This is a genomic window from Agrobacterium sp. S7/73, from assembly GCF_019355535.1.
Classification (GTDB): domain Bacteria; phylum Pseudomonadota; class Alphaproteobacteria; order Rhizobiales; family Rhizobiaceae; genus Agrobacterium; species Agrobacterium tumefaciens.
On sequence record NZ_CP072137.1, the window covers coordinates 154,712 to 175,864 of the forward strand.

Genomic DNA, 21,153 nt, shown 5'->3' on the forward strand with positions numbered 1-21,153 from the left:
GTGGACTATGTCTACTATATTGTCCAGTGAGTGGCGGTAGCTAAGACGGTCGAACCGGCACCGCGTTGGCGCTGTCCAGCATTCTTGACCTTTATGATCTGCAAAATGCCAGGCTGTCCCGTTTGATGTTGGTCAGGAGCGGACCCGGCGTTTTGCGTTTTGGGACAAGTTCTCCAACTGTCCCGCTAGCGCCCACTTGCGGAGCAACTTTCGCGTGCTTAAAAGGCGTGCAGTTTCAAATCGCGTCGGAGAGGACCAATTTCGTGGAACAGGTAAATACCCAAACCGGTAAGGGCCGGACCAAAGCTTTATGGGCGGCGGTTGCGATTATTGCTGTTGCTGCTGCAGGCGTCATCGGGGGTAAGGCCTTCTACGAAGCAAAGGTCAGCGAACTCGTTGCTCGCACTGGCGCAACTGCCCGTTCCGTTGAGGTTGATTTCCTCGGGCAGATTCATATTCGCGAACTGGCCTTGCCGCTTGCCGATGGCAAGAACATCCGGATTGCAGCTATCGATGGACGTCCAAAATTTCCTTTCCTGGATGGCGCACTGGAGCTGAACGACATTAATGTTGATGTGCCAACCGGCAAGATCTCGATGGCGCATGCGCGTGTCGAGAATGCCGCGTTCACAAAACCGGATGCGGCTGAAGTATCCGGAGACGGAAATGCCAACTCTCTGCCTAAGCGCATAGAGCGCTTTGCAGCAGAGCGTATTTCCACGCCTGAGATGACATTCACGCAGTCCATCGCCACCACCGAGCAGAAGACTGTTTATAAGAGCGTAGCCTTTTCGGACATCGCCAAAGGCCGGGTCGCCCGATATTCCATCGACAATGCCAGCTACGACATCCAGATGGATCTACCGGACAGCACTGGCGCGATGAAAAAGAAGCACTTGGTCGTATCGACCGGCGCCATAGCCGGGCAGGACTTCGATGCCGCTTACCTCGCAAGGCTCTATACGGAAAAAGCGGGTCCCGAAGATAAGGACGCAAAGCTTCTCTATGGTCCGCTCTCCGTCAGCAAAATCTCGTTCTCAGACGGAGACGGTCATTTCACCTACGATGAAATACGCAGCGACGGCTTCAGCGCCCGCATGCCGGCCGAGCCGCTTCTGGAAACGATGAACGCGCTTTCGGCGGCCAAAAATACCGACGAGCTTTCACCTCAGGAACGCCAGGCAATTTTCGCCAAGGCCCTGTCCATTCTCGATATGATTGGCAAGAGCAACATGCAGTTGCTCGGGTTCAAGGCCGACGCGCCTGATGAAAGCGAAGGGGCTGCCGGCAAAAGGGTCAAGGTCGGCATTGATCGTATCGATATGCAGATGGACAGCCGTAAGCTCGACTTCGGCCTGAATGGCATGTCGATCGGAAATGGCGTCGACACGATCGAAGTCGCCGAGGCAAGCCTCAAGGGCTTTGACTGGAGTTCCACAATCGAGAGTCTCTCCAAAATCGTCGGGCTTGACGACAAGCAGATCGAGACTTTCCCGTTTAATCACCTGATACCGGAACTGGGCACCGTCCGCGTCGGAGGCATCAATGTTGACGTCGCCGCCCCGGAACAGACAGACGACGAGACTGGTGAAAAGACGGAGGGCGTGCCTGAGCGCATCAAGTTCACGCTCAGGAATTTCGAGATGGGTCTGACAAAGCCCTTCAACGGCATACCCACAGATATCGTGATCAGGCAGGATGACCTTTCTCTTCCGATCCCGGAAGATTCGACCGAGGAAGTTTTTGTCGAAGCCCGCAAACTGGGTTTCGAGGCGCTCGCCCTGTCTTATGCCCTTGCCGCCGGCTGGGATGAACCGAACAAGAACCTGGTGATCCGGGAAATCTCCATGCGCGGCAAGGATATTGGCAGCGTCAATTTTTCCGGTCTGGCGAGCGGGTTCACGGAGGAGTTCTTCTCCTTCGACACCAATCGTACCCAGGCCGCCCTCCTGGGGCTCGCGGGTCGCGAGGTAAAGCTGACGATCAAGGACGAAGGTATGATGGCCAAGGCTATCAAGCTTTACGCTCTGCAAAACGACATGACCGAGGATCAAGTGCGCGGTGTTCTGACACTCGTGGCAAGCGCGGGGTTGCAGCAGATCGCAGCTGAACAGCCCAAACTCAAGAGTGCGGTGGACGCGTTGCTTCGCTTCATCAACAACCCAGGTACTCTTACGGTTACCGCCCGCTCCACTGGACCAAACGGTCTTGGTCTTTTTGATCTGGTTGCAGCGTCTGAAAACCCGATGCTTCTTCTCGACAAGGTCGATATCCAGGCGACGGCCGAGTAAGTCGTCCGATCGCACCCCCAAACGGTTCAAGCTCCGGTTCTCGGAGCTTGAACACACCGGGCGCGGAGCTTCTAGCAAAGCTTAGATGCGCCGCGCTTTGATCGTGTTCATGACAAAGCTGGTCTCGATGGTGTCGACGCATTTCAGCTTCGCGATCTTCTCCTTGATGAAGCGCTCGTAGTCCTCGAGCCCACCGCACATGACCTTGAGCATGTAGTCCCTCGAACCCGTGACGAGGTGACATTCCAGAACCTCGTCCCAGTCCAGAACGGCCGCCTCGAACATCTGGATTTCGTCATCGTGCTGGCGACTGAGGCGGATGGATGCAAGCGCGGTCATCGTCCATCCCTCGATTGCCGGATCAACGATCGCGGAATAACCTTTGATCACCCCCGTCTCTTCCAGCCGTCGCAGCCTCCGCAGACATGCAGATGCCGACAGGCCGACTCGCTCGGCAAGTTCGTTGTTGGTGATCCTTGCGTCGGCAGACAGCTCCTTGACTATCCGCCGGTCGATTGGATCTGCAATTTTTTGCGACATAAAGCACAATTCTCCGCAATATATTGCTTCATCAGACATATCCACGCTTCAGAATGCAAGGTATTTTGGCTTGATTGGATGTAAGCTGCGGACAGTTCAACGTCTGTTGAGGAGGACCTTCCGCAAATGACCGCACCGCATCCGTCTAAAACCCATATCGGCAACCACGCTCTCCATCCTGAAACCCAGATGCTCAATTACGGCTACGATCCGGAATTGTCGGAAGGAGCGGTGAAGCCGCCTGTGTTTCTGACCTCGACCTTCGTCTTCAAGTCGGCGGAGGACGGTCGCGACTTCTTCGACTATGTCTCCGGCCGCAAGGAGCCGCCCGCAGGCAGAGGTGCAGGCCTCGTCTATTCGCGTTTCAACCATCCCAATAGCGAGATCGTCGAGGACCGCCTTGCCGTTTACGAACGCACCGAGAGTTGTGCGCTCTTCTCGTCCGGCATGTCCGCCATTTCGACGACGCTTTTCGCTTTTGTCCGGCCCGGCGACACCGTACTCCATTCCCAGCCTTTGTACGGCGGCACTGAGACGCTGCTGGCAAAGACCTTCCACAATTTCGGCGTTTCGGCGGTGGGTTTCGCCGATGGTGTCAGCGAGGCCTCGGTGATATCCGCCGCAGAGGCTGCGATGGCGAAAGGCAGGGTGTCCGTCATCCTCATCGAGACCCCCGCCAACCCGACAAACAGTATTGTCGATATCCCCATGATCAGCCGCGTTGCCGACGTGATCGGCCAGAAGCAGGGGCACAGGCCAATCATCGCGTGCGACAACACACTCCTCGGTCCGGTTTTCCAGCGGCCAATCGAGCACGGTGCCGATATCTCGCTCTATTCACTGACAAAATACGTTGGCGGGCACTCCGACCTCATTGCCGGAGCAGCGCTCGGTCGCAAGGATGTCATGAAGCAGGTGAAGGCATTACGCGGAGCGATCGGCACGCAGCTCGACCCGCATTCGTGCTGGATGCTCGGGCGCTCGCTTGAGACGCTACAAATCCGCATGGAGCGGGCAAACAGCAATGCCAAGGTGGTGGCCGAATTCCTGAAGGCGCATCCAAAGGTCGAGAAAATCCATTATCTGCCGTTTCACGATCCGGCGTCTCCGGTGGGCAAGGTGTTTGCAGATCAATGCACCGGTGCGGGATCGACCTTCTCGTTTGACATTGCGGGCGGGCAGGCAGCGTCTTTCAAATTCCTCAACGCTCTCACGATATTCAAACTCGCGGTCAGCCTTGGCGGTACGGAATCTCTCGCCTCCCACCCTGCAACGATGACGCATTCGGGTGTTCCGGCCGACGTCCGCCAGCGCATTGGTGTGCTTGATTCCACGATCCGGCTGTCAATCGGCATCGAACATCCCGACGATCTGGTCGCCGACCTGACCCTCTCTCTGGATGCCGCCTGATGAAGAGGCAAATGCCGCTCCTCACCGACTGCAATACCTATGGGTTTTCCAGTACATACGAAACGCGGAAACCAACGTAGTGCAGGAAGGCGATAAGGGGAGCGGCGTTACCTTCCGCTACGAGTGGAGCCAGTCCCACACCGGCAATATGATACAGAAGCGGCGAATGACGGGTTGAGATGGCGTCGGGCAAAGGGTATCAGTTGCCTCAATTCCAGGCGGACCTCCCGCAAGCAACAAGGCGTATCCTGACATGATCCCGGATTTTCTCGTCACCCATTCCGGTGGCTTCCATGCCGACGAACTGCTGTCCAGCGTCATCCTGACCCGACTTTTCCCGCAGGCCCGCATCGTCCGCAGCCGGGCGCCGGAATGGATCACCCCCGGCGTGGACCGCATCATCTACGATGTTGGCGGCGCCTATGACGCGACAAGCAGGATATTCGATCACCATCAGCGCGGCGCGCCGCTGAGGGATGACGGTCAGCCATATAGTTCATTCGGACTGATCTGGGAGCATTTCGGCCGGGACTATCTTGCCGCCTTCGGCATCCCCGATGAACATGTCGAAACCGTCCATACCTCTTTCGATGGCAGCTTTGTGCTGCCGGTCGATCTGGTCGACAATGGTGCGGTCAGCCCCTCCGTCGCCGGGCCGCTGGTTGCGCTGACGCTGCCTGTCCTGCTGGAAACTCTGAAACCTGTTTTTGACGAGACCGACCCCGAAGCCGATGATCGCAGTTTCCACGCGGCGCTCGTCATTGCCCGCAGCTTCGTCGAGGCGAAAATAGCCAAAAGCGCTGCGAAACTGCGCGCCGAGGCGCTTGTAATGCAGGCTATCGTCGATGCCGGTGAAGGTCATATTCTGGAATTGCCGATGGGTATGCCGTTTCGGCCCGCCATTGTGAAGGCGGGCGCAGACAATCTGCTGTTTGTCGTTCACCCGCGTGACAAGGACTGGTGTCTGACCGGTATCCGTCGCGCAGATGAAGGCTTTGAACTGCGGGCAGACCTGCCTGCGGCATGGGCGGGCCTTACAAATGGCGATCTGGAAGCCGTTTGTGGCATTGAAGGCGCGAGTTTCTGCCACAATGGCCGGTTTATTGCCGCCGCCAAAACCCGCGATGCCGCCCTCGCCATGGCAGAACTGGCTGTGAAAGAGGCGATCTTGCCTGCTCCCGTAGTGTAGTCCATTGAACAACGGAACATGAGTAGGAGATCGCCCGGAAGGCGGGCCGGCGGAGCATATCAAAGGATATGCCCGCAAATGTTCTTCGGCCGCATCACTGGACTCTCCTCCTCCATGCCCAACCGGGAACACCGTGTTCGTTCCCGATAATCTACGGAGCCGTCGCTTTGTCGGCGACCGCAGCACTACTGGGCAGCAGGAACAGGACTGCGATGGCGCATAGCGTCGTCACCGCGGCAAGCCACCAGCAAAGTGTCGAAAACGCAGTCTGATAGGCATCGCGCAACAGGTCGTCCCCGATGTGGGACGATATTGCCGCTGCACCCGCCAGGTCGCCCACTGCCAGACGCTGACCTGTCTGATTCAAGAGGGGCGTAGACAAAGGCGCCAGCCGTCCGAGGGATGCCGAGGTCAATGCCGACAGGGCGGCGCTGACGACTGCAAGCGCGATGCCCTCACCGGCAACCCGCACGGTACTGAATATGCCGGTCGCCATTCCCGCACGCTCCACCGGCACGACGCCAACGGACAAGCCATCCATCAGGCCCCATGGCAGGCCGGCGCCCACCCCGATGACGAGCATGGGCAGAACGATCATGGCTCCATCCTCTGCGGTGAAGCCGGCAAGCCAGACGAGGCCAGAGGCGGCGATCAGCAGGCCGATGCCGCAGAGCATGCCCGGCGAAACATGACGCGCCAACATCGTCGCGACTATAGGCACCACCAGCATCGGAGCCGACAGTCCCAACATGATGAACCCCGCCCCGATTGCTCCATGTTGCTCGATACCGATGAGGCGCAACGGGATGATAACAAGAAGAACAACGAAACAGGCGCAGGTGGCGATTGGCAATAGCTGCACCCCCACGAACCGCGGATAACGGAACAGCGATAAGTCCAGCATCGGTCGCGCCGCCCGCATTTCAATCAAGACGAAGGCTGCAAGCGAAAACGCAAATCCTGTGCTGAAAGCGATGATACCGTTAGACCCGAGAACAGGCAGTTCGATCATCGCAACGGTGAAGAGGGTGAGCGTGAGGGTAAAGCTTGCAGCGCCCAGCCAGTCGAGTTCCGCCGCATTGGGATCCCTCGTTTCACGCATCCGTGGCGGGCCGAGGATCAGGGCAAGGAGGCCGATCAGGCCGCCGGCAAGGAATATTGCCCGCCATCCGACCGTTTCGATCATCAATCCCGTCAGCAGCGGACCAGATGCAAGACCGACGCCGAAGGTCGTTCCAAGCAACCCAAAGGCGCGCGTCCTAGCGTGGCCGTCGAATTCCTGCGCAAGTGCGGCCGTCCCTCCGGCTAGGGCAGCGGCGGCGCCCACGCCTTGACCGGCACGTAGCAGATCAATGATCCACACCGAAGGCGCAAATCCAAGCGCAAAGGAGAAGCCGGTAAACAGCGCAAGGCCGATCAAGAACACCCGCCTTCTGCCATATCGATCTGCCAGCGCGCCTGCCGCCATCAGAAGACTTCCGAAAGCCAGCATGAAGGCATTGGTGATCCAGGTGAGGGATGCAGGCGATCCCCCGAGGTCCTGCCCGATCGCCGGCGTGGCAACCGCACCGGCGGAGAAGTTCAAAGGAAGGGTCAAGGCGGCAAGACACACCGCCACCAATACCGAATTCCGGCTGGCTGAGGCTCTATGAGGGGCGTCGTTCATGCGAACTCCAATCGTGAAATGGGATCGCGACACCAAGGCCGCGTATCGGCATCCATCCTCATCAGACGACATGAATTCGACAATCGGCCTCACGGGCCTTTCATTGCGGATTAAAATTCTCTAATCATCGACAATGGATAAGTTGAGCGAGATCGATGCCTTCGTCCGGGTTGCCGAAAGGCTGAATTTTGCCAAGGCCGGGCAGAGCCTGGGCCTGTCACCTTCTGCTGTCGGAAAAAGCGTTGCCCGACTGGAGGCATCTCTGGGCGTACGGCTGTTCAATCGCACCACCCGGCAGGTCTCCCTGACCAATGAAGGGGCAATGCTGTTTGAGCGGTATCGGTCCATCCTGACCGATCTGCGCGACGCACATGAAGCAGTCACGGACAATCTGGCCCTACCTCGCGGCAGTCTGCGCGTGACGCTTCCGACAATCGGATACCGCTTTCTGCTGCCGATCGTGCCTGAATTTCGCCGGCGTTATCCCGATATCGATCTCGAACTCGACTTTAACGACAGGCGCGTCGATCTGATCGAGGGCGGCTTCGATGCTGCAATCCGCAGTGGCGAGCTTGATGATTCCAGCCTGATAGCGCGGCGTCTTGGGCCATTCCGCTTCATTTTATGCGCGTCGCCGGACTATTTTCAACGAATGGGCACGCCCCGGCACCCCAGCCAATTGCAAGAGCATGAAGCATTGCGCTTCCGCTTTCCGACCTCCGGCAGGTTTCAGGAATGGCTGCTGGAAAACGGCGACAACCCCCTGTCGAGCATGCGTATCGCCCTCACCTGCGGTAATATGGAGGCGATAAGGGCGGCGGCGATTGACGGGATGGGGCTCGCTTACATGCCTGAATTCCTGGCGACGGACGCCATCAGGGATGGCCTGCTCGAGACGGTCCTGAACGAACATCTCGCCGCACCAGGCCAGTTTTCAATTGTCTGGCCATCAGCCCGCTTCATGGCGCCGCGGCTGCGCGCCTTCATCGATTTTGCGATCGAAAAGCTCTTTGTCGAAACCTGACTGGAGTATCTGCGCATGACAGATGCTGGCGGGCTTATGCGCGCCGGTGGAGTTCGTCCATTGAAGCCATCGGCGGACTAATACGGTGCATTTCTTGACCAATAAGACGGTGGTGGGTAAATAAAGGATGCTGATGAGGAGTTTATGACCATGGACAAAGATCGCCGATAATCCGGACTTACGTCGATGACAGCGCAGTCTTTTCAAAACGACGCGTTGGCTAGCTCAGCATTTGCATCAAAGGAACATTCATGCCCAGACTTTCTGGAAAGACCGCACTCGTGACCGGCGCGGCGCGCGGAATTGGTGCGGCTATCGCCCAAGCGTTTGCTGACGAGGGGGCACAGGTCATCGTTACCGATATAGACGTGGATGGCGGCTTGTTGACCGCAGGCTCAATCGGCGGGAGGTTTGTCCGTCTCGACGTCGCATGCGAGGCAGACTGGGCGAAAATTGCCAGTCAATTTCCCAAGATCGACGTCGTCGTCAACAATGCGGGAATAACAGGCTTTGAAGGACCATTCGAAGGAGCCCCGCCAGCCCATGATCCAGAAAATGCCCAACTTGCTGATTGGCACAAGGTCCATGCGGTCAACCTGGATGGCACCTTTCTGGGCTGCCGTTATGCAATCCGCGCCATGCGAGCAAATGGTGCGGGGTCGATTATCAATATTTCCTCACGCTCAGGGCTTGTCGGAATTCCAATGGCAGCGGCCTATGCCTCATCCAAGGCCGCCGTCCGCAACCACACCAAGAGCGTGGCCCTATACTGCGCCGGTCAGGGCCTGAACATCCGGTGCAACTCAATTCACCCTGCGGCCGTGATGACACCGATGTGGGAGCCGATGTTGGGAAATGGCCCGGATCGCAAAGATCGTGAAGCCGCGCTGGTCAAAGAAACGCCCATGCAACGCTTTGGCAGGGCCGAGGAGGTAGCCGCGCTCGCAGTCCTGCTCGCATCTGACGAGGCAACTTATATGACTGGGGCCGAACTGAACATCGATGGCGGCATTCTTGCAGGATCAGCCGCAGCACCGGGAAGCTAGAATAACGGGCTATGGGATGGCCGAACCTTTTTGGTTCATTGCACCCATTATGATGGAAGATAGTAAAGGTCGAACTTCCACCGACCAGTTCTGTGGCACCCCCGGCAAACGCGTCAAAACCTTGGATCATTTGGGAAGAGTTCGGCCCAAATGATTTATGACGGCAATTGGCGCAAACCGATCAATCTATGCGTTGAAGATCGTCGCTAAAAACTCAAGACGCACCCAGACGGAAAAGGCCCTCCCGGTTCGGAGAGGGCCTGTTTTCATTACCATCGATAGTCGCGACGGTCTCGCCATTCGCGATGTTCGCGCCAATCTCTGCGCTCGCGCCATTCTCTGCGGGCCTGACGTTCACGCCACTCCCTGCGGGCTTCCCAGCGATCACGTCTGTCCCAGCCGCGCTCATATCTCGGCGGTCCATTGGGCCGGCAATATCCGCGCGGCGATAGATGAAAGCCGCGTCCGCAAGCATAGTCCACACTTTGAACGTTGGATGCCAGGGGTGCGGCCGGTTGACCGACAGGCATCGCGTTCGCGCCACTGCCGAACAGGGCACCGAGAATTATTCCAGCGCTTAAAATCATCTTACGCATTTCATCTCCCTCCTTCCGGGATGGAGGGATTTAGCGCCCTTGCCGGTGAACTGTGGCTGAATGAATCTTGATGTTTTCGTGGCAAAAACTCCACAATTGTGGCAGATGCCGGCTTCGCGTTTCAATCGCTGCGAAAGGGTGAAGCGGCGTCAAAGCGGCGCGGCTCACTGCCCCGCCCCAGTCAATGCAGACCTGTTATTCTTTTATGTGCCAGTGGGTTGAAGGGGCGCGATGTATCCCCTCCGGTTGCAGTCCCGCGGTTTTCGTCATAGTCCTCAAGCGAATGAGGAGACGGTGATTGAACCCCAATCTGGACACAAAGCCCGAACCAAAGCCAAAGAGCAAACGCCTCATCTGGCCTTGGGTACTGTTGGCCGTTCTAACGCTTGCAGCCTTTCTCGCGCTTGCGGGCATCTATATTTACAGGGAGCTGACATCGACGGCCGAGGATCTGGCTCGAACCTGGCGCGACCTCGTGCAATTGTTCTGGCTGATAATGCCGGACCGTCAGCCCTAGTCTTGGGTAACAGAAAGGCGCTAGTGGCAAAGCCTCAGCGCTGCATGGAATCCCAAAAAAATTGAAGAGTTTGCGGCGGCGGTGTATCGGATCGCAAACTCTGTTTTTGGGAACCTGAATGCAACCGTCTTTTAGATTGCCGCCGCTGGAGGCGCTTGTTGTTTTTGAGGCAGCGTCCCGTTTGGGCAGCTTCTCCCGCGCGGGCAACGAGCTGGGCCTGACGCAGAGCGCCGTCAGCCGGCAGATCGGCAAGCTGGAAGCGTTCATTGGCTCCAAGCTTTTCGAGCGCGTGCCGACAGGCGTGCGACTGACGACCATCGGCGAAAACTACTCGATCGATATATCGCGGCTGATCCTCGATATCGCAAGTGTCACGGACGGCGTCCGCTCGTGGACCGGCGCCAGCCAAATCACCATCGCCTGCTCTCGCGGGATTGCGGATCAATGGTTCATGCCTCGCCTGCAGAAACTGAAACGCGATATTCCCGGCATCGAATTGCGGGTGCGGGTAACTGACGATGTGGCACATCTGCGTCTGGATGAATTCGACCTGGCTATTTTCTATCGCAAGGAAAGACCGATTGGCGTCTGGCTATCTGAACTCGGCCAGGAGGAGGTCGTCCCCGTTTCTGCCCGCGGCATGACCAATCTTATGGAGCAGAGGGCACCGGTTTTGATCTCCATCGAAGATTCGATGCGGGAATGGCAGGATTGGAGCGACTGGTGGCGCTCGTCACACCTGTTGCCGCCACAGGATGCAATCCAGTGGAAACTCGGAGACTATGGCCTCTGCGTCGCGGCGGCATCGCAGGGGCTTGGTGCAACGCTTGGGTGGACCTGGCTCATCCGCGACCAACTGGACAGCGGAGCGCTCGTTCCTGTGCATTCCCATGCCATGCGCTCGGAAGGCAAATTTTACCTGATGCGACCGGCAGATCGCCACCAGCGTAAAATTGTGCGCGAGGTTTCCGATTGGCTGATTGCAGACAACCATAAAACCGCGCGCTGAAACCCGTCATGCCTGCGCAGGAGGTGTCTTGCGGCGCCGGTCCAGGAGGAACCGCGCGTAGCCGATGATGGTGAACAGCAGCCAGGCGACCTGTGAAATCAGCGAGCCGAGGTTGAAATTCCATATCAGCGAGTAGATCAGAAACACGCCACCCAGAACGTTTAAGAGAGTGTAGCGCCAGTCTTCTATCGTCAGAAGTCGTAGCTGCAACAGGGCATAGGCGAAGAGATAAAAAAACGCTCCTGCAAGGCCGACAAGATCCGCTAGCCCCATTTGTATCCACTCCATAAACACGCCCGCCCGGCGAGCGCCTGCTACACCGGACCCGCTCCGGCGCATCCCTTTACTCCGCTTCGCAGATAACCGGATGCGCTCAGATTTCATGACCCCATGCGCAAAAATCATACCCCCCTGCGCGCATCGGTATCTAGTGCCGAACCGTCGAGTACGATACGCCACTGCCAGCCGCGCCTCGTCCGGCCCCGATAAAAAACAGGGAACCCAAACATGACATCCTCCCCCTTTTCCTTCTCGCTCGACCGGCGGCATTTTCTTGCCGGCGCGGCCAGCCTCGCGGCGCTTTCTGCCGGTTTCATCACAGACGCCAGTGCGCAAGGCGCGGACACACCGAAGAAGGGTGGCGTTTTGAAATTGGGTATCGGCGGCGGCAGCACCACGGATAATCTCGATCCCCGCATCCTGAAAGACTGGGTGCCGGTCAATCAGGCCTTCATGATCATGAACGGCCTTGTCGAGATCGATGCCAGCAATCACGCTGTGCCTGAATTGTTCGAAAGCTGGGAAGCGCAGCCCGGCGCCGTGGAGTGGGTCTTCAAGCTGCGTCAGGGTGTCACCTTCCACAACGGCAAGACCCTGACGGTGGAAGACGTCATCTACTCCATCAACCTGCACCGTGGCGAAACCACCTCTGCAGCACGCTCGGTTGCGTCTGCGCTTAAGAGCGTCGACAAGCTTTCCGACACCGAGGTCAAGATCGTCCTCGAAAGCGGCAATGCCGACCTTCCTTACATCCTGTCCGACTACCATTTCCTCGTTGTGCCGGAAGGCTGGACGGATTTCAGCAAACCTGTCGGCACCGGGCCATTCGTGTTCGAAAGCTACGATCCGGGCGTTCGTTCGCGCTTTACCCGTAATCCGAATTACTGGAAGCCGAATGCCGCTCACGTTGACGCCGTGGAAGTCATCGTCATCAACGATATCGCCGCACGCACCAATGCCATGATGTCGGGTCAGGTCCATGCGATCAACCAGCTCGACTTCAAGACAGTAGACCTGCTGCGCCGTAACCCCAACCTCAACATCGTCCAATCGGCTGGCGGCCAGCACTTCACATTCCTGATGGATTGCACGCAGGCGCCATACAAGGACAACAATATCCGCCTTGCCATCAAGCACGCCATCGACCGCGAGCAGCTTTTGAAAACCGCGCTGCGTGGCTACGGCCGCATCGGGAACGATCATCCGATCCCGAGTTCTGACCGCTTTTATGCCGCGGATCTGGTGCAGCGTCCATACGACCCCGAGAAGGCGAAGTTTTATCTGAAGCAGGCTGGCCTCGATACGCTCAAGGTAGAGATTTCCGCTTCCGACGCCGCCTTCTCCGGCGCTGTGGATGCAGCTGCGATTTTCCGCACGAGTGCGGCCAAGGGCGGCATCGATGTTTCTATCAAGCGCGAACCCGCCGATGGCTACTGGGACAACGTCTGGATGAAAGCTCCATTCTGCATGTCATACTGGGGCGGACGCCCGACAGCAGACCAGATGCTGACCATCGCTTACCAGTCCACCTCGGCGCAAAATGATACGCACTGGAAGAACGAAAACTTCGACAGGAAACTCATCGAGGCGCGTGCACTTCTCGATGATGCGAAGCGCAAGGAAATCTATGCCGAGCTTCAGGCGCTCATCTCCAATGAGGGCGGCGCCATGATCCCGATGTTCGGAGATTATCTGGATGCGACATCCAAGAAACTGAAGGGCGTGACCACGCATCCGATGTTCAACTTCATGGGTGCCCGTCTCGCTGAAAAGGTCTGGTTGGACGCATAATGACTAAGCTTATCCTGAAGCGCATTGCTTTGGGTATTTTGACGCTTCTGCTGGTGTCGGCGCTTATTTTCGCCGGCACTCAGCTTCTTCCCGGAGATGTGGCGTCGGCAATACTCGGACAGAATGCGACGCCTGAATCTCTCGCCGTGCTGCGCGCCGATCTCGGTCTGGAGCAGACCCTTCTGCAACGTTATCTTTCCTGGCTAGGCGGTTTCGTAACCGGCGACCTTGGAAATTCGCTGGCAAACCACCAGCCCGTTGCAGCTCTCCTATGGCCGCGGTTCTGGAACACCATGGCGCTGGCGCTTTATGCCGCCGTCGTGTCCGTTCCGGTTGCCGTACTTCTGGGTCTGTTCAGTGCCATCTGGCGCGGCAGCCTGTTCGATCGGGCTGTCAACATCGTTGCGCTGGGCTTTGTTTCCCTTCCGGAATATTTTCTGGGCCTGTTGCTGATCCTTTTCGTGTCCGTGCAGTACAATCTTTTGCCGAGCCTTGCCGACACTTATCCGGGCATGGGCTTTGCGGATTGGCTGAAAGCCACCACGCTTCCTGCTCTGACGCTGGTTCTGGTTACTGTGGCGCAGATGCTGCGCATGACCCGTACCGCCGTTCTTGCGGTGATGGATCAGGCCTATGTCGAAACAGCCTATCTCAAGGGATTGCGGACCAAACGCGTGGTTCTTCGCCACGCGCTTCCCAACGCCGCGGCCCCGATCGTGAACGTCGTATCGTTCAACATCGCGTATCTCATCACCGGCGTGGTGCTGGTAGAGGCCGTGTTCAACTATAACGGCCTTGGCCGTTTCATGGTCGATGCCGTTTCGAAGCGGGACCTTCCACTGGTACAGGCGGCAGCCCTCGTTTTCGGCGCAACCTACGTCATTCTAAACATCATTGCCGATGTGTCGGCAATTGCGCTTAACCCGCGCCTGAGGCATCCCCGATGAAAATGCTCCGCACCATCACCCCAACCGCATGGGTCGGTCTTTTCATCATTTCGGTCAACATCGTCCTGTTCGCAGCCGGTCCGCATATCGCGCCTTTCGGGCAGGAGGAGATCGTCGGTTCGCCTTTCGATCCGCCTTCGGCAATGCACTGGTTTGGCCTTGATCAGAACGGACGCGATATGCTGTCGCGCCTTTTGGCCGGTGCGCAAATCTCCATCGGCGTTTCGCTGGCGGCGTCCCTGCTCTCCTTCACAATCGGCATCACGCTTGGTTTCATCGCGGCCATCTTTGGCGGCTGGCTCGATATGGTTCTCTCGCGCATCGTCGACACTGTCATGTGTATTCCAGTGCTGATCTCGGCTCTTGTCGTGCTGCAGGCGCTAGGCTCGTCCATCCCCGTGCTGATAGTGACCATTGCGCTTCTGGATTCCACCCGCGTCTTCCGTCTGGCGCGCATTGTCGCCCAGGGCGTGAATGTGCTGGAATATGCCGAGACCACGCGCCTGCGCGGAGAAGGCCTGATTTGGCTAGTGTTCAGGGAGATACTGCCCAATGCCCTGCCGCCGCTCATTGCGGAATTCGGCCTGCGTTTCTGCTTCACCTTTCTGTTCGTGGCCGGTCTGTCCTTTCTCGGGCTTGGCGTTCAGCCGCCTTTCGCAGACTGGGGCGGCATGGTGAAGGACAACCAGCAGGCCATTCTTTACGGCCTCTACGCACCGCTATATCCGGCCGCTGCCATCGCCGTTCTCACCATCGGCGTCAATCTCGTCGTGGACTGGCTGCTGGCTGGCCGCAGCGCAATTCAGGGAGCAGACCGATGAATAACAATGAGGTCTTGCAAATTCGCGGCCTGAAAGTTGCTGCACCGAATGGAGCAATTCTGGTTGATGGTATCGATCTGGATCTCAAGCGCGGTGAGGTCAAAGGGCTGATCGGTGAATCCGGCGCCGGTAAATCCACCATCGGGCTTGCCGCCATGGGATATGGCCGAAACGGTTGCCGAATCGTTGGTGGAGAAATCGTCGTGAATGGCGTTTCGCTGATGACGGTGGATCGCGCCGGTCGTGAGGCGGCGCGCGGTGCGCGCATCGCCTATGTGGCGCAAAGTGCAGCTGCGGCGTTCAACCCCGCCATGAAGATTGGCGAACAGATTATCGAGGGGCCGCTTTACCACGGCGTCATGAACCGGCGGGAAGCCGAAGCCTGGATGCTGGAACTGCTGCAAGCGCTGCAACTTCCCGATTATCAGAATTTCGGCGACCGTTACCCGCATCAGGTCTCCGGTGGGCAGTTACAGCGCGCGATGGTGGCCATGGCGATGTCATGCCGCCCTGACATACTCGTGCTGGACGAACCCACAACGGCACTCGATGTCACCACGCAGATAGAGGTTCTGGCCCTGCTCCGCAGCCTCATCCAGCGCTACAATACCGCCGCCCTCTACATCACGCATGACCTTGCCGTCGTCGCGCAGATTGCTGACAGCATCATGGTCTTGCGCCATGGCAAAAAGGTAGAAGCAGGTTCTGCCGAGGATATTCTCGAGCACCCGCAGGAAGACTATACGCGCCGTCTTGTTTCCGAACGCCAAGCCAGCATGTTCGGCGAATCCGTCCAGAACAGGGGTGGTGAAATCCTGCTGGAAGCGCGTGGCGTCACCGCCTACTACGGTCGCAAGAAGGTGCTGGACAACGTTCACTGCGAAATCCGAAAGGGCGAAACACTGGCAGTCGTGGGTGAATCCGGTTCGGGAAAATCCACTTTGGCCAGGGTTATTGCCGGGTTGCCGCCGCAATCCTCCGGAGTCATTTCGCTGGCTGGACACCGGCTTGCGGACAAGTACTCCAGGCGTTCGCGCGAAGATCTTCGCCGTATCCAGCTCGTCTACCAGCTTCCGGATGTGGCGCTCAATCCACGTCACACCGTCGGCGAGATCATCGGCCGTCCCATGTCGTTCTATTTCGGAATGAATGAAGATGAGCGCGCCTCCGAGGTGAACCGGTTGCTGGACCTGATCGGTCTGCCCCGGGAGTTTGCAGAGCGCCTGCCAAAAGCGCTTTCCGGGGGGCAGAAGCAGCGCGTGTGTATCGCACGCGCACTTGCCGCAAGACCCGATCTTATCATCTGCGACGAGGTGACATCGGCACTTGATCCTCTCGTGGCGGAAGAAATTCTCAGACTGTTGCGCTCGTTGCAGGATGAACTGGGCGTCTCCTATCTCTTCATCACCCATGACCTCGGCGTCGTTCGCCGGCTCGCCGACAGGACGATGGTGATGCAGCATGGCCGCATTGTCGAAACCGGCACGACCAAGGAGGTTTTTGCACCTCCTTACCAACCCTATACCGAACAGCTCATCACCTCGGTCCCCGAACTGCGGCGCGACTGGCTGGATGGCGTGCTGGCAAAACGTGGCCTCCCCGCCGCATGATCTGCGGGGCGGTTCACTCTTTGATGGGTGCCGCCTCGCATTCTTTCATTGTTGTCTCCCGGCAAAGCGATGCCCGCTTCAAATGACCCGACTGGAATACCCCAAATGACAATACGTGTTGAAGAACATATCTGGATTCCCATGAGCGATGGCGCACGCCTTGGTGCTCGCCTTTGGCTGCCGGAGGGCGCGGAACAATCGCCGGTTCCCGCCATTCTCGAGTATATTCCCTATCGCAAGCGAGACGGAACCCGCGGGCGCGACGAGCCGATGCACGGCTATTTTGCCAGCCAGGGATATGCCGCAATTCGCGTGGACATGCGTGGCACAGGCGAATCCGATGGCCACATGGCGGACGAATATCTGAAGCAGGAACAGGACGACGCACTCGAGGTGATCGACTGGATTTCCCGCCAGCCGTGGTGCAGCGGCAATGTCGGCATGATGGGCAAGAGCTGGGGCGGCTTCAACGGCCTGCAGGTGGCCGCCCGCCGTCCGCCGGCACTGAAAGCCGTTATCACCGCCTATTCGACGGACAACCGTTATACCGACGACATTCACTACATGGGCGGCCTGCTGCTGAACGACAATCTGTGGTGGGGCACCATCATGCTTGCTTATCAGAGCCGTCCGCTCGATCCTGAGATCGTTGGCGACACGTGGCGCGACAGCTGGATCGAGCGCCTGGAGAAGCTCCCCTTCTTTCCCGCACTCTGGCTGGAACACCAACGTTACGACGATTACTGGAAACACGGCTCGGTCTGCGAAGACTGGAGCGCAATTGAATGCCCGGTCCTTGCCATCGGCGCATGGGCGGACAGCTATACCAATGCCGTCCCGCGGCTTCTGGAGAACCTTCAGGTCCCGCGTCGCGGCATCATCGGTCCGTGGGGCCATATCTACCCCCAAGATGGTGTTCCCGGTCCCGCAATTGGCTTCCTGCAGGAAGCAACGCGCTGGTGGGACCATTGGCTGAAAGGCAAGGACACCGGCGTCATGGACGAGCCGATGCTGCGCGCCTTCGTCAGCGACACGATCGAACCGACCGGTACGCGCACGACGACGCAAGGCCGCTGGGTGGGTGAAGCAACATGGCCTTCGCCTGAAATTGCAACCCGCTCACTTTACCCCGGTGCAGCGAAGGAACTGCGCGATACGGCAAGCGAACCGGCAATTCTCAGCATTCGTTCGCCGCAAAGCCACGGCAAGGCGGGCGGGGAATGGATGGCGACCGGATGCCCCGGCGAACATCCAACCGATCAGCGGCTCGACAACGGTGGCGCGCTCGTTTTCGAAACCGCCTTGATGGAAGAGGATTTCGATATTCTCGGTGCGCCGGTAGCGCGTCTGCGCATTGCCGCAGATTGCCCTGTCGCGCAGATTTCACTGCGCCTCAACGACGTCCTGCCGGATGGCCGTGTCACACGTGTCAGTTATCAGGTTTTCAACCTGACCCACCGCGATAGCCACGAAAATCCGGAAGCGTTGGAACCCGGCAAATTTTACGATGTCGCAATCAAGCTCAATGATTGCGGTTATCGTTTTGCCAAAGGGCACCGGCTGCAACTCGCCATCGCCACGGCCTACTGGCCGATGGTATGGACATCGCCTTACGATGCGACGATCAGCGTTTCCGTTGCAGAAAGCGCGCTTGACCTGCCCGTGCGTGCCACCGGTGACGACAAGCCTGTGCGTTTCGAGTCCCCTGCCCACGGCCCATCGACACCCATGACGCAGGTCGATCCCGGCACGGTCCGCCGCTGGACCGAACAGGACCATGAGACGGGTATCAACACCTATGTCACGGAAGGCGTGGGCGGCTTGTTCGGCGAGGGCGTGTTGCGGTTTGACGACATCGACACCGAACTCAGCCATAGCCTGCGGCGTGAATTGACCATTCGCGACGGAGATCCCCTCTCCGCGAAATACGTCCTCACCCAGACATATGAAATTGGCCGCGATGGGTGGCGCATCAAGATCGATAGCCGCACCGAGATGCACTCCGACAGGGAGAATTTCTACCTGACCGGAGAACTTTCGGCACTCGAAAATGGCAGCCTCGTCAAAACCCGGAAGTGGGATGAGCGCTACAAACGCGACCTCATCTGATGTTGCATGCCCCTGCAGCTATTTGCGGGGGCCTAAAACATGCCATTGTCTCGGTACCGTATCTGTCAGCTTTCCTGTTTAGGAGCGATCAATGTCACGGTTGGGAAACAGGATCGATATCGGCCTACGTCTCGTGTCAGAAGCGGGAGACCTTGAACTGCGGCATGAGCCCCAACAAAAGAGTCTGGCAAAACGTCTGTGCGGGATCCGCCTGCACGGCGATACTGCGTGAAGACCTTCCCGCTAAAAACAATGCGGAGCGAGTAAAAGGGATGGCCAAGCACAACTTTTTGTCGAGACGCAAAAATTAGAAAAACTAATAGTTGACGCAACCGTGCAAGCACGCTATAACGAACCATCGAATTTGCTTGCTTAGCTTTGCTTGTTGCGCGATTGGCACCGCGTTCTGAACGAACCTTTCCTTTCAAAATCGCTATCAATGTTCGCAGCGCTTCTCAGTGCTGTGGGTCCTCTATCGCTATGAAAGGGTTCATCATGACCACTGGCACAGTTAAATGGTTTAATTCCACTAAAGGCTTCGGCTTCATTCAGCCTGACAACGGCGGCACAGATGCCTTCGTTCATATCTCCGCTGTTGAGCGGGCTGGTATGCGCGAACTCGTCGAAGGCCAGAAGATCGGCTTCGACCTGGAACGCGACAACAAGTCCGGCAAAATGTCGGCCTGCAATCTGCAGGCTGCCTAACGGGTTTTGCTTCCCTTTGACCACGGATGTACTGGCACTGCCGGAAGCACCCCGAACCAATCAAGGCCAGGCAAATTGCCTGGCCTTTTGTTTTCCGCTCGCATGTCGAGCCTTACCACCGGAACACCCATGACAGAAAAATACAGTATCTCGCGCCAGAAGGCCGAGGTTGCCTTCAGCAACATCCAGACGCCGTTCTTCGCAAAGGACAAAGCGCTCGACGAGCTTGATTCGATCACGCAGTCCCGCGACGCCAAGACTTTGCGGCTGCGGGAAGCACGTCTTGCAAAGGAACAGTCTGATCGCATTTCTGCGACATCCGCTCTTCTTGCCAAGCGTGCCCGTGCACGATGATGGTTTTGACGGCATCGTCAGAACAGGTGCCTGAAGCCAATTCGTATCGGACGGCTTCCTGACCACCCCGGTATATACAGACGCCGGGCCTTGAGCTGTTGCATGCCTGTCAACTCCCTGGCAAGCTTACGTTCCAGCTGCCCAAGCGCGGCGCCAGTTATATTAAATCACTAAATTAGAATTATATTTAAAAACCGAAGCTATCGGCGTTTACGTCTCGCTCCAGGTCATCGTGTAACGCGTTCCCTTGGCCTGTTCCGGGTGCGTATGCGTTTGCTCGACGCGAGCACCAATGTTCTGAGCCATTGCCATAATCAGCTTTGTTCCGAGGCCAGTACCACGCGGAGATGCGTCGGGCTTTGAACCGACACCATCGTCTTCGACAACGAGAACAAATTGCCGATTTTCTTCCGAAAGTTCGACGCGAACCGTGCCGGATTGATCTGGATAAGCGTACTTCAGCGCGTTGGTCAGCAGCTCGGTGATGATGACACCCAGAGCCACGGCATGGTCTGCCTTGAGGCTGATGTCACAAAGCGATGTTTCGACGGTAATGGACGAAGATCCGGGAACCGCCTGAAACAACCCATCGATGATCGACGTCAGGTACGAATTGAGCGATACCAGACCTATATTGTCGGTATTGTAAAGGCTGCGGTGAACGCCGGCGATCGCCGAAATCCTGCTTTGGGTTTCCAGCAAGGCGACTTCGGCTTCCTCAGACTTGATGGTGTTTATCTGCAGGCGAATCATGGCGGATACCAGCGAGAGGCTGTTGGCCACCCGATGGTTCATCTCCTTCACCATCATTTCCGCATGTTCCTTGGCCTTCACCAGCAACCGGTCGGATTCCTCCTTCGTCTGACGCAGACGATGGTTTTCCAGCGACTGATCGATAGCCGTAAGCAACAGCGGGAAAAAGTCGTCACCGACATTCTTTATGACGTAGTCGGCGGCACCCGCCTTGAGGGCGTCGATCGCGATCTGGGCTTCGTTCGATCCCGTTACATAAAGAACGGGAACCCGCCCCGGCAAGGACTGAATCGCGGCAAGGAACTCCATTCCCGTCGATGTCTGGAAGTAATGGTCCAGAACGACAATATCGAACTGCTCGTCTTGAAACATCTTGAGCCCGGACGCCACGGATGCGGCATGGACCACCTCCATTCCGTGACGACCAAGGATCCGGCTGGAAAGCCGCGCCAAAGCCGGATCATCATCAACATACAAAACGCGCAATGCCATCATG

The 21,153-nt window shown here is 57.7% G+C and carries 19 protein-coding genes and 1 pseudogene; 14 read left to right on the forward strand and 6 right to left on the reverse strand.

The window, feature by feature from the left end; all coding sequences use genetic code 11:
* Window positions 1-263: 263 nt before the first annotated feature.
* Window positions 264-2,291, forward strand: coding sequence for a hypothetical protein (locus tag J5276_RS15715; RefSeq protein WP_209159599.1), 2,028 nt, complete (start codon window positions 264-266; stop codon window positions 2,289-2,291).
* An 81-nt stretch (window positions 2,292-2,372) separates the two neighbouring features.
* Here J5276_RS15715 and J5276_RS15720 read toward each other — a convergent pair whose 3' ends face one another.
* Window positions 2,373-2,831, reverse strand: a complete 459-nt coding sequence (locus tag J5276_RS15720) for an Lrp/AsnC family transcriptional regulator (protein WP_013761333.1) — start codon at window positions 2,829-2,831, stop codon at window positions 2,373-2,375.
* Between the two features lie 126 nt (window positions 2,832-2,957).
* On the opposite strand from J5276_RS15720, the gene J5276_RS15725 reads away from it, so the two are divergent.
* Entirely contained in the window at window positions 2,958-4,241 is a 1,284-nt protein-coding gene (locus J5276_RS15725) for a cystathionine gamma-synthase family protein (protein WP_112391039.1), read from the forward strand.
* Window positions 4,242-4,494: 253 nt separating this feature from the next.
* Window positions 4,495-5,430 (forward strand): MYG1 family protein, encoded by a 936-nt coding sequence (locus J5276_RS15730; protein WP_209159600.1) that lies wholly within the window; start codon window positions 4,495-4,497, stop codon window positions 5,428-5,430.
* 151 nt (window positions 5,431-5,581) lie between these two features.
* On the opposite strand, the gene J5276_RS15735 is transcribed toward J5276_RS15730, so the two are convergent.
* On the reverse strand, window positions 5,582-7,096 hold the full coding sequence (locus tag J5276_RS15735; RefSeq protein WP_247749974.1) for an MFS transporter: 1,515 nt from the start codon (window positions 7,094-7,096) through the stop codon (window positions 5,582-5,584).
* Between the two features lie 133 nt (window positions 7,097-7,229).
* Between J5276_RS15735 and J5276_RS15740 the strand changes: the two genes are divergently transcribed.
* Together J5276_RS15740 and J5276_RS15745 are read left to right on the forward strand one after the other, a co-directional pair.
* Window positions 7,230-8,120 carry a LysR family transcriptional regulator gene (locus tag J5276_RS15740; RefSeq protein ID WP_112681969.1) on the forward strand — a complete coding sequence of 297 codons (891 nt, stop codon included), beginning with the start codon at window positions 7,230-7,232 and terminating at the stop codon, window positions 8,118-8,120.
* A 251-nt stretch (window positions 8,121-8,371) separates the two neighbouring features.
* Window positions 8,372-9,166 carry an SDR family oxidoreductase gene (locus J5276_RS15745; protein WP_112681970.1) on the forward strand — a complete coding sequence of 265 codons (795 nt, stop codon included), beginning with the start codon at window positions 8,372-8,374 and terminating at the stop codon, window positions 9,164-9,166.
* A 269-nt stretch (window positions 9,167-9,435) separates the two neighbouring features.
* Here the strand turns inward: J5276_RS15745 and J5276_RS30795 are convergent, their stop codons facing one another.
* Entirely contained in the window at window positions 9,436-9,762 is a 327-nt protein-coding gene (locus J5276_RS30795) for a GCG_CRPN prefix-to-repeats domain-containing protein (RefSeq protein WP_013761339.1), read from the reverse strand.
* A gap of 298 nt (window positions 9,763-10,060) precedes the next feature.
* Here J5276_RS30795 and J5276_RS15750 point away from each other — a divergent pair, with 298 nt between their 5' ends.
* Together J5276_RS15750 and J5276_RS15755 are read left to right on the forward strand one after the other, a co-directional pair.
* On the forward strand, window positions 10,061-10,279 hold the full coding sequence (locus J5276_RS15750; protein WP_013761340.1) for a hypothetical protein: 219 nt from the start codon (window positions 10,061-10,063) through the stop codon (window positions 10,277-10,279).
* Between the two features lie 118 nt (window positions 10,280-10,397).
* Window positions 10,398-11,288: a LysR substrate-binding domain-containing protein gene (locus tag J5276_RS15755; RefSeq protein ID WP_013761341.1), complete on the forward strand. Its 891-nt coding sequence runs from the start codon at window positions 10,398-10,400 to the stop codon at window positions 11,286-11,288.
* A 6-nt stretch (window positions 11,289-11,294) separates the two neighbouring features.
* Here J5276_RS15755 and J5276_RS15760 read toward each other — a convergent pair whose 3' ends face one another.
* Window positions 11,295-11,561 (reverse strand): hypothetical protein, encoded by a 267-nt coding sequence (locus J5276_RS15760; protein WP_003517727.1) that lies wholly within the window; start codon window positions 11,559-11,561, stop codon window positions 11,295-11,297.
* A gap of 234 nt (window positions 11,562-11,795) precedes the next feature.
* Here J5276_RS15760 and J5276_RS15765 point away from each other — a divergent pair, with 234 nt between their 5' ends.
* From J5276_RS15765 to J5276_RS15785, 5 genes are all read left to right on the forward strand, one after another.
* Window positions 11,796-13,358 (forward strand): ABC transporter substrate-binding protein, encoded by a 1,563-nt coding sequence (locus J5276_RS15765; RefSeq protein ID WP_038493683.1) that lies wholly within the window; start codon window positions 11,796-11,798, stop codon window positions 13,356-13,358.
* Window positions 13,358-14,305, forward strand: a complete 948-nt coding sequence (locus J5276_RS15770) for an ABC transporter permease (protein WP_209159601.1) — start codon at window positions 13,358-13,360, stop codon at window positions 14,303-14,305. The genes J5276_RS15765 and J5276_RS15770 overlap by 1 nt, the downstream gene beginning before the upstream one ends.
* Complete coding sequence (locus J5276_RS15775) at window positions 14,302-15,126, forward strand: ABC transporter permease (protein WP_209159602.1); 825 nt, start codon at window positions 14,302-14,304, stop codon at window positions 15,124-15,126. Before J5276_RS15770 ends, J5276_RS15775 begins: the two co-directional genes overlap by 4 nt.
* Complete coding sequence (locus J5276_RS15780) at window positions 15,123-16,736, forward strand: ABC transporter ATP-binding protein (protein ID WP_065663079.1); 1,614 nt, start codon at window positions 15,123-15,125, stop codon at window positions 16,734-16,736. The genes J5276_RS15775 and J5276_RS15780 overlap by 4 nt, the downstream gene beginning before the upstream one ends.
* A gap of 105 nt (window positions 16,737-16,841) precedes the next feature.
* On the forward strand, window positions 16,842-18,845 hold the full coding sequence (locus J5276_RS15785) for a CocE/NonD family hydrolase (protein WP_209159603.1): 2,004 nt from the start codon (window positions 16,842-16,844) through the stop codon (window positions 18,843-18,845).
* Between the two features lie 65 nt (window positions 18,846-18,910).
* On the opposite strand, the pseudogene J5276_RS30395 reads toward J5276_RS15785, so the two are convergent.
* Window positions 18,911-19,116 (reverse strand): annotated as a pseudogene (locus J5276_RS30395) (type II toxin-antitoxin system VapC family toxin); the annotation flags it as partial.
* 224 nt (window positions 19,117-19,340) lie between these two features.
* Here J5276_RS30395 and J5276_RS15790 point away from each other — a divergent pair.
* Both J5276_RS15790 and J5276_RS15795 read left to right on the forward strand, forming a co-directional pair.
* Window positions 19,341-19,550, forward strand: coding sequence for a cold-shock protein (locus J5276_RS15790; RefSeq protein WP_003517737.1), 210 nt, complete (start codon window positions 19,341-19,343; stop codon window positions 19,548-19,550).
* A gap of 129 nt (window positions 19,551-19,679) precedes the next feature.
* Window positions 19,680-19,904 carry a hypothetical protein gene (locus tag J5276_RS15795; RefSeq protein WP_003517740.1) on the forward strand — a complete coding sequence of 75 codons (225 nt, stop codon included), beginning with the start codon at window positions 19,680-19,682 and terminating at the stop codon, window positions 19,902-19,904.
* A gap of 210 nt (window positions 19,905-20,114) precedes the next feature.
* Here the strand turns inward: J5276_RS15795 and J5276_RS15800 are convergent, their stop codons facing one another.
* Entirely contained in the window at window positions 20,115-21,152 is a 1,038-nt protein-coding gene (locus J5276_RS15800; protein ID WP_038493696.1) for a sensor histidine kinase, read from the reverse strand.
* Between the last annotated feature and the right edge of the window lies 1 nt (window position 21,153).

Excerpts from the sequence above, each read along its gene's own strand:
- J5276_RS15720 (WP_013761333.1), bottom strand. The coding sequence starts at position 2,831 with ATGTCGCAAAAAATTGCAGATCCAATCGACCGGCGGATAGTCAAGGAG.
- J5276_RS15725 (WP_112391039.1), top strand. The coding sequence starts at position 2,958 with ATGACCGCACCGCATCCGTCTAAAACCCATATCGGCAACCACGCTCTC.
- J5276_RS15730 (WP_209159600.1), top strand. The coding sequence starts at position 4,495 with ATGATCCCGGATTTTCTCGTCACCCATTCCGGTGGCTTCCATGCCGAC.
- J5276_RS15735 (WP_247749974.1), bottom strand. The coding sequence starts at position 7,096 with ATGAACGACGCCCCTCATAGAGCCTCAGCCAGCCGGAATTCGGTATTG.
- J5276_RS15740 (WP_112681969.1), top strand. The coding sequence starts at position 7,230 with ATGGATAAGTTGAGCGAGATCGATGCCTTCGTCCGGGTTGCCGAAAGG.
- J5276_RS15745 (WP_112681970.1), top strand. The coding sequence starts at position 8,372 with ATGCCCAGACTTTCTGGAAAGACCGCACTCGTGACCGGCGCGGCGCGC.
- J5276_RS30795 (WP_013761339.1), bottom strand. The coding sequence starts at position 9,762 with ATGCGTAAGATGATTTTAAGCGCTGGAATAATTCTCGGTGCCCTGTTC.
- J5276_RS15755 (WP_013761341.1), top strand. The coding sequence starts at position 10,398 with ATGCAACCGTCTTTTAGATTGCCGCCGCTGGAGGCGCTTGTTGTTTTT.
- J5276_RS15760 (WP_003517727.1), bottom strand. The coding sequence starts at position 11,561 with ATGGGGCTAGCGGATCTTGTCGGCCTTGCAGGAGCGTTTTTTTATCTC.
- J5276_RS15765 (WP_038493683.1), top strand. The coding sequence starts at position 11,796 with ATGACATCCTCCCCCTTTTCCTTCTCGCTCGACCGGCGGCATTTTCTT.
- J5276_RS15770 (WP_209159601.1), top strand. The coding sequence starts at position 13,358 with ATGACTAAGCTTATCCTGAAGCGCATTGCTTTGGGTATTTTGACGCTT.
- J5276_RS15775 (WP_209159602.1), top strand. The coding sequence starts at position 14,302 with ATGAAAATGCTCCGCACCATCACCCCAACCGCATGGGTCGGTCTTTTC.
- J5276_RS15780 (WP_065663079.1), top strand. The coding sequence starts at position 15,123 with ATGAATAACAATGAGGTCTTGCAAATTCGCGGCCTGAAAGTTGCTGCA.
- J5276_RS15785 (WP_209159603.1), top strand. The coding sequence starts at position 16,842 with ATGACAATACGTGTTGAAGAACATATCTGGATTCCCATGAGCGATGGC.
- J5276_RS15790 (WP_003517737.1), top strand. The coding sequence starts at position 19,341 with ATGACCACTGGCACAGTTAAATGGTTTAATTCCACTAAAGGCTTCGGC.
- J5276_RS15795 (WP_003517740.1), top strand. The coding sequence starts at position 19,680 with ATGACAGAAAAATACAGTATCTCGCGCCAGAAGGCCGAGGTTGCCTTC.
- J5276_RS15800 (WP_038493696.1), bottom strand. The coding sequence starts at position 21,152 with ATGATGGCATTGCGCGTTTTGTATGTTGATGATGATCCGGCTTTGGCG.